Origin of the sequence: Mycobacterium kyogaense (assembly GCF_003254575.1) — a bacterium.
GTDB classification, from domain to species: domain Bacteria; phylum Actinomycetota; class Actinomycetes; order Mycobacteriales; family Mycobacteriaceae; genus Mycobacterium; species Mycobacterium kyogaense.
In genome coordinates this window covers 91546-99428 of sequence record NZ_QJUA01000018.1, presented here as the reverse complement: position 1 = coordinate 99428, position 7883 = coordinate 91546, and the positions used below count along the sequence as shown (strand labels likewise).

General features: G+C 67.6%; 6 protein-coding genes. 3 read left to right on the top strand and 3 right to left on the bottom strand.

The genetic code is table 11. The features are described 5' to 3' along the window. Positions 1-81 precede the first annotated feature (81 nt). The gene (locus DMB80_RS14465) at positions 82-852 is read left to right on the top strand and encodes an SDR family NAD(P)-dependent oxidoreductase (protein ID WP_046364776.1); all 771 of its coding nucleotides are present in this window, start codon (positions 82-84) and stop codon (positions 850-852) included. On the opposite strand, the gene DMB80_RS14460 is transcribed toward DMB80_RS14465, so the two are convergent. After that, a complete protein-coding gene (locus DMB80_RS14460) occupies positions 849-1628 on the bottom strand; it encodes an enoyl-CoA hydratase/isomerase family protein (protein WP_111510477.1) in 780 nt (259 codons plus the stop codon). The two genes, DMB80_RS14465 and DMB80_RS14460, sit on opposite strands and share 4 nt — an antisense overlap. Before the next feature lie 10 nt (positions 1629-1638). Further along, positions 1639-2340 carry a TetR family transcriptional regulator gene (locus DMB80_RS14455; protein ID WP_046364774.1) on the bottom strand — a complete coding sequence of 234 codons (702 nt, stop codon included), beginning with the start codon at positions 2338-2340 and terminating at the stop codon, positions 1639-1641. Positions 2341-2411: 71 nt separating this feature from the next. Here DMB80_RS14455 and DMB80_RS14450 point away from each other — a divergent pair, with 71 nt between their 5' ends. After that, entirely contained in the window at positions 2412-3467 is a 1056-nt protein-coding gene (locus DMB80_RS14450; protein ID WP_111510476.1) for a ferredoxin reductase, read from the top strand. A 59-nt stretch (positions 3468-3526) separates the two neighbouring features. Then, positions 3527-4678, top strand: a complete 1152-nt coding sequence (locus DMB80_RS14445) for a fatty acid desaturase family protein (RefSeq protein WP_111510475.1) — start codon at positions 3527-3529, stop codon at positions 4676-4678. Between the two features lie 64 nt (positions 4679-4742). On the opposite strand, the gene DMB80_RS14440 is transcribed toward DMB80_RS14445, so the two are convergent. Beyond that, a complete protein-coding gene (locus DMB80_RS14440) occupies positions 4743-7853 on the bottom strand; it encodes a bifunctional cytochrome P450/NADPH--P450 reductase (protein WP_111510474.1) in 3111 nt (1036 codons plus the stop codon). Between the last annotated feature and the right edge of the window lie 30 nt (positions 7854-7883).

Genomic DNA, 7883 nt, shown 5'->3' with positions numbered 1-7883 from the left:
GCCTCCGCCGGTGGCGTGGACGCCGAACGTCAGCGTGTGCGCCGATGTCGGCCGACGGATCAGCGTCAGCGGGTGCGTGTGATGGACCGCTCGACGTTCGACCGGCTCTTCGACATGTCCGACCGGACTGTCATCGTGACCGGCGGTACCCGCGGCATCGGGCTGGCGCTGGCGCAGGGCTACGTGCTCGCCGGTGCGCGCGTGGTGGTGGCCAGCCGCAAGGCCGAGGCCTGTGAGCAGGCCGCCGCGCACCTGCGCGAACTCGGGGGTGAGGCGATCGGTGTCCCCACCCATCTCGGTGAGGTGGACGACCTCGGCGCGCTCGTCGAGCGCACCGTCGCCGAATTCGGCGGGGTGGACGTCGTCGTCAACAACGCCGCCAACGCGCTGGCTCAACCGCTCGGGCAGATGACCGCCGACGGGCTCACGAAGTCGTTCGAGGTCAATCTGCGGGGACCGGTGTTCCTCGTGCAAGCGGCGCTGCCGCACCTGAGGGCCAGCGAGCACGCGGCGGTGCTGAACATGGTGTCGGTGGGGGCGTTCGTCTTCGCGCCGATGCTCGCGATCTATGCGTCGATGAAGGCGGCGCTGATGTCGTTCACGCGGTCGATGGCTGCGGAGTTGGCGCATGACGGTATCCGCGTCAACGCGCTCGCGCCAGGACCGGTGGACACGGACATGATGCGCAAGAACCCGCAGGAGGCGATCGACGGCATGGTCGGCGCCACGCTGATGCGTCGGTTGGCCAGTGCGGACGAAATGGTCGGTCCGGCACTGCTGTTGACCTCCGATGCGGGAAGCTACCTGACGGGCCAGGTCATCATCGTCGACGGCGGCGGGACACCGCGCTAGCTCTTGCGCAACACCTTCGCGGCTGCCTCGCGCATCTCGCCGCTGGTGGTCGCGAGGATCTGGCTGCGGTTCTCCAGGTGCAGCGCGGCCTCCAGGCTGCCGGAATCGAGGTTCGCCCACAGCACCTGCTTGGTCGATTCCACGCCGAATCTGCCGTATCCGCACAGTGTTTCGGCGATCGTCAGAGCCTCGGCCACGGCGTCGTCGGCCAGCCGGGACACCAGGCCGAGACGCAGCGCCTCATCGGCGTCAACGACACGCGCGGTGAGGATGAGGTCGAACGCCTGCCCGGCGCCCACGATTCGAGGCAGCGTGTAGCTCACGCCGATGTCGCAGCCGCCGAGCCCCAATTTGATGAATTGCGTGCAGAATCGGGCGGAGGGGGCGGCGACGCGCAGATCGCATGCGGCCGCGATGCCCAGCCCGCCGCCGTAGGCGACGCCGTTGACGGCGGCGATCACGGGCTGCCGGAGCCGGTGGATCTTCGCGGTCAGGTCGGCGATGCGTTCCTGCCAGCGCATCCCCGAGCGGGGGAATTCCAGGCCGCCACCGGTCTGCTCGGGGTTCGTGGTGCGCAGGTCCAGTCCGGCGCAGAAGCCGCGGCCCGCACCGGTCAGCACGACGACCCGGCACGTGTTGTCGGCCGCCACGGCGTCGAGCGCCGAGTGCAGCGCCTCGACGAGTTCGTAGGACAGGGCATTCAGCGAATCGGGCCGGTTGAACGTCAGCACGGTGATCTCGGGCTGTGGTCGTGTCACTTCCAGAACGGACGCCATGGGCGTCACGCTAGCTGCTGCGCCACTCCGACACTCCGATGGTGATCATCCTCAGCTGTTTGACGGCGATCCGGCGGATCTCGGCCACCGCCACCGGGTCGGTGGTGTCTTCCAGAGCCTCGGCGATCGAGATCATCGAATTGACGAAGACACTGGCCAGGATGTTGAGATCTTCGCCGCTCCAGGTGTTCAGTCCTGGGAAGCGGGCCAGGTCGATGGCCAGCTCGGAGGTGATCAGCCGGATCTCGGTGCGGATTGCATACCTCAGCACGGTGACGCCACTGGAGCGTTCCCGCCCGATGAACAGCCAGTGTTCCCGCCGGGCCTGCACACCCTCGATCAGGATGTCCACCGAGGATTCGATCACGCGGTTGGGGTCGAGCTTGCCGGCACGGCCGCCGCGCAGCATGTCGCGCAGCGTGCGGAAGGATTCGTCGATCAGCACCAGGCCGAGCGCTTCCATCGACTCGAAGTGCCGGTAGAAGGCGGCGGGCACGATACCCGCCTCGCGGGTCACCTCGCGCAGGCTCAAGGCGCTGAAACTTCGTTCGGCGAGAAGGTGCAGTGCGGCATCGACGATCGCCCGGCGGGTCGCTTCCTTGCGCTCCTCGCGGGACAGGGATTTGTCGTCTTCCCTGGTCCGAGACGATTCGCGTGACCTGCTCGACCTCCCGGATCGGTCAGAGTGTGACCTGGGCGTACGACTGTTCACTGTCTGTGAAACCTACCACACGCTGCGCCGATCTCTTGACGGAGGGGTCGGAAAGCGCGCACGGTATACACATGTTCACTCAAACTTTGACCACCCGGACGCGGCGGTCGAGGCTGCTGGACCTCCTGACCGGACCGCACGGCGTCGACCGCTACACCGAACTGGTCGACCCGACCTGGACTCGTGGCGACGCTCGTGCCCGGGTCGTGGCGGTGCGCCGCAGCACACCCCGCAGCGTGACTCTGACTCTCGCGCCCAATCGCGCCTTCGCCGGCTTCCGGGCCGGGCAGCACATCAATCTGTCGGTCGAGATCGACGGTCGTCGTCGCACGCGGCCGTACTCGCCGGCGGGCGCCGAAACCGACGGACACATCGAAGTGACGGTCGGCCGGCACGACGGCGGCCTCGTGTCCACCTACCTCTACGAGCACGCCCGCCCCGGCATGGTCGCCTTCCTCGACTCCGTGGCCGGCGAGTTCACCCTGCCGGAGACGCTGCCCGATCGGATGCTCTTCGTCTCCGGTGGCAGCGGTATCACCCCGGTGATGTCGATGCTGCGCACGCTGCGTGCACGCGACCATCGAGGTGAGGTCGCGTTCGTCCACTACGCGCGATCGGCGCAGGAGGCGTGCTACCGCGACGAGCTCGCCGAGATCGCGGCGACGATGCCGAACGTGACGGTGCGCCACGGGTTCACCCGCGACGCCGCGGGTTCGGATCTCACGGGACGGTTCGGCGCCGACCATCTGCCGTTCGCCGATCCCGAAGCGGTGTTCGTCTGCGGTCCGCCGGCCCTGGTCGAGGCGGTCCGCGAGATGTTCCCCGACGCTCTCCACGAGAGCTTCGTCCCGCCGGTGTTCGACGGCGAAGCCTCCGGCGGGCAGGTCACGTTCAGTGACAGCGGACTCGAGCTGACCGACGACGGCCGGCCGCTGCTCAACCAGGCCGAGGACGCGGGCCTGACTCCCGAGAGCGGGTGCCGCATGGGCATCTGCTTCTCCTGCACGCGACGCAAGAACAGCGGCGTGGTCCGCAATGTCGTCACCGGTGCGGTGTCGTCCCCGGACGAGGAAGACGTGCAGATCTGCGTCACCGCTCCTGTCGGCGACGTCGACATCGCTTTGTAAAGACCTGAGCTTTGTAAAAGACCTGACCCAGTTCGTCACTCCCTGCGAAAGGAACCGAGATGACCGAGACCTTGGACACCACCGAAACTCTGGAAACCGCTGAAACTCTGGAAACCACTGCGCCGCAGCCCAAGACGCTGTCGAAGACGGTCGGCGGCCGCACGATCACGATGACCCCCGAGCAGGCCGAAGCATTCGGCCGGGAGCTCGACGCGCTCAAGGAAAGCGTGATCGCCGACCTCGGCGAGCGTGACGCCACCTACATCCGCCGCATGATCAAGGCGCAGCGCGGCCTCGAAATCGGCGGCCGGGCACTGCTGTTCGGCGGGATCATCCCGCCGTTCTGGCTGGCCGGCACGGCGATGCTGGGTCTGTCGAAGATCATCGACAACATGGAGATCGGCCACAACGTCATGCACGGCCAGTACGACTGGATGGGCGATCCGGCGATCTCGTCGCGCGGCTTCGAGTGGGACAACGCCTGCCCGGGCGATCAGTGGCGTCACTCGCACAACTACATGCACCACACCTACACCAACATCGTCGGCATGGACCGCGACGTGGGCTACGGCATCCTGCGGATGAGCGCCGATCAGAAGTGGAAGCCCTACTTCCTGGGCAATCCGCTGTGGGCCTTCCTGCTGATGGTGCTGTTCCAGTACGGTGTCGCGCTGCATGAACTCGAGAGCGAGAAGATCGCATCGCGTGAGATCACGCTGCGGGACAAGCGCGAGATCCTCGAAGGCATCTGGCGCAAGACCAAACAGCAGACGCTCAAGGACTACGTGGCGTTCCCGTTGCTGGCCGGGCCGTTCGCGCCCTGGGTGTTCGCGGGCAACATGACGGCGAACCTGATGCGCAACGTGTGGTCCTACATGATCATCTTCTGCGGTCACTTCCCCGAGGACGTGCAGGAGTTCTCGATCGAGGAGACCAAGGCCGAGACGCGAGGCCAGTGGTACTTCCGGCAGATCCTGGGTTCGGCGAACCTGACCGGCGGCAAGCTCTTCCACATCCTCAGTGGCAACCTGAGCTTCCAGATCGAGCACCACCTGTTCCCGGACATCCCGGCGTTCCGCCACGCGGAGATCGCACCCAAGGTGCGCGACATCTGCGAGCGCTACGGTGTGCCCTACAACACGGGCCCGCTGCCGCGGCAGTTCGCCACGGTGGTCCGCAAGATCGTCAAGCTGGCGATGCCCTGGAACTGACCGACTGATTCGCCGAAGCTGGATCCCGCCGAGCGGGGTTCAGCTTTGGCGTTTTTCCGGCCCCTTAACCCGCCCAGACGTCTTCGACGTAGTGGTCCGAGGCCACCAGGCCGTCGAGCCAGGCGACCGCGCCGGCCTCGTCGGCCCCGGTGCGTGACCGGTAGATGTCACGGAACGCGGCCCGCACCGCTGGCGCCATCCGCGCGCCGTCGCCGCAGATGAAGACGTGGGCGTTCTTCGACGGATCGCCCAGCAGCTCCCAGACGTCGTCGGCGGCGGCCGCGATCCTGTCCTGCACGTAGCGCACACCGTGTTCCGGCGCCCGCGAGAAGGCCGGCCGCATCGCCACGATGCCCTCGCGCTCGGCGTCCTCGAATTGCGATCGGAAGATGTAGTCGACGTCCGGGTCGCGCACGCCGAAGAAGCACAGCGCCGGAGCGAAGGGTTCCCCCGCCTGTTTGGCGGCGAGCCGGTCGCCCAGGAAGCCGCAGAAGGGGGCGACGCCGGTACCCGCGCTGACGAGGATGACATTGCGCTGCGGGTCCGCGCCGGCCCGGAAAGCCTGACGCGCCGGATCGATTCGCGCCCGCACGCACGTCCCGGGGGGCATCGTCGCGAGGTGGTTCGACGCCACACCCTTGAACAATCCGTAGCCTGATCGCGCCGGGGTGTCGAGCACGCTGACGATCAGCGCCACCTCCCGCGGCGACAGCTGCGACGACGAGGCGATCGAATAGTGGCGCGGGGTCATCGGTTCCAGCAGTTCCAGCAGTTGTGCGCCGGTCAGCGCGCAGGCAGGGAACCGGTGCAGCAATTCCACTGGGCTCAGCCAGCAGGGCTCGTCGGAGTCCGCGAGTTGTTCGAGGGCCGCGCGTTCGGGGTCACAGGGGTTCGTCGCGGCCAGGCGGCGCAGCTGGCTCTTCGTGGCCGGCTTGCGCAGTTCGACGAAGTGGGTGAGCAGTTCGCGGACGCTGACCTCGCGGTCGAGGGCGATCGATCGCCGCGAGGACCGTCGCGGGTTGACCGACAGCCGCAGCTCCGGGTCCAGGGACAGCATCTCCAGCACCGTGTCGACGACGTCCGGTGGGTTGTCGGCCAGCACCGTGAGGTGGTCTCCGGTCGAGTAGTCGACACCGTCGGGAAGTGCCACCCGCACATAGTGTTTCTGCTGTCCCGGCACCTCCACCAGCTCGTCGTTGAGGGTGACGGTCATCGGCTGCACCGCGAAGCGCTGGTCGATGGCGCTGGTCACCGGTCCGGAGATGAGGCGCAGATCGTAGAGCGGTTCGTCCGCGGCGGTCAGCGGTAAGGCGTCCGGATCGCCGAAGCGTTGCGCCAGTGCTGCCCACAGCGCGGCCTCGAACTGCTCGACCGTCGCGGTCAGGTCACCCGAGGTGTCGGCAGAAGCCCGCGGTACCAGGGGCTGTCCGCCGAGGGCGTGCAGCCGGTCGTCGATGAGTATCGGGATGGCTTGGTAGGTGTCGGCCCAGTTGTGGTCGCCCACGCCGAGCACGGCGAACAGCGGATCACCCTGCAGCGTGGTGGTTTCGGACTGCAACCACGCGGTGAACTCCCGTGCGTCATCGGTGGGTTGGCCGTTGTAGGACGACGCGACGATCACGACGGCGTCGGTGGCGGGGAGTCCGCCCGTGGCGGTGTCCAGCGGTGCGACGGTGGCCGTGCAGCCGAAGTCGGTTGCGTCGTCGGCCAATTGCTTGGCCAGGGCCCGGCACGTGCCGAGATTGGATCCGTGCAGGATGGCCACTGTCGTGCCGGCCTTGACGGGAAGAAGAGCCGAGGATGACGGCGCAGGCCCAGCGGTAGGCGTCGGGGTCGTGGTGCCCCGGTCGGCAGGCGTCCGGCGCAGCAGGTCGACGGTGAAGCCGACAGGTCGCCGGCTGAGCCCGTCCCAGCGCAGCTCGTAGTGGGCGGAGTCGATCAGGCGGTAGCGGTGCACGACGCGCGCCACGAGCAGCGCCGCCTCGTGCAGGGCGAACTGACGGCCGATGCAGGACCGCTCCCCGGTGCCGAACGGTTTGAACAGGGCGGTCGAACGGTGTTCTGCGACTGCGGGATCGAACCGCGCCGGATCGAACACCTCGGGGTTGTCCCCCCATTGCGGCTGACGATGCAGCGCACCGGTCAGAACTGTCACCGCTTCGCCGCGCGCGACAGGGTAGCGTCCGGCGAGAACGGTGTCGGTCAAGGCCATTCGGTCGAACATCAGGACAGGCGGCGAGAGGCGCAGGGTCTCACTGATCACCTGGCGCAGGTAGGTGAGCTTGCCGATGTCGTCGAAGGTCGGCACGTGATCGTCGTCGTTGCCGAACACCGCGTCCACCTCTGCGCGGACGCGGGAGAGCACGGCCGGGTGGTGGACGAGGTTGTAGACGGTGTTCGGCATGAGCTCCGACGTCGTCAGCTGTCCGGCGATCAGGAACGTCATGATCTGGTTGCGGACGTTGTCGGGGTCGAGCTGTCCGTCGAGCATGACGTAGAGCAGGTCCCCGGCACCGCCGGCGGAGTGGTCGGCGATCATCTCGTCGAACGAGGCGTGCAGCGAGGCGAGTCCGTCGCGGAACGTCGGTGTCTCGCCGTGGGTCACCACTTCGGTCAGTGCATCGGTGAACGCCTGGGGGATCGGCGCCAACCCGTCGTGTTCGAAGGAGTCGAAGCGGGCGCCGAAGCCCGCGAGCGCGACGGTGTCCATCGCGAGCTTCTGCAGATCGGCGGAGACGTCGACGGGCCGGCCGCCGGCGCTGGCGTCCCAGCGGGCGATCAGCTGGTCGTTGATGTCGAGCATCGAGTCGTGGTAGGCCCGCAGCCCGGCGTAGCTGAATCCCGGCAGCAGCACGTCGTGGGCCTTCTGCCAGGTGGGTTCTCCGTGGAAGGCGGTGAAGAGGCCGTCGCCGGCGAGCGGGCGCACTCGCGCGAGCGAGGCGGTGAGATTCTTGGCGAACTTGCTCTCGTCGCAGAGCTCCTCGACCAGCTCCAGGGAGCAGACGTACAGCTTGCGTGTACCGGTCCACTCTCCGTAGAAGATCGGTCCGTGGAGTTCGGCGAGGACGTCGACGGGCAGGGCGTACGGTCGCCCGGCGAGGTGCTCGGCGCCCGGCAGTTCCACGACCGGCACGTCGTCGAGGACCGGCGCTTCGGAGGGGGAGAACTCGGTCATGCCGCGCAGCTTAGGCGCGTGTGACGGCTT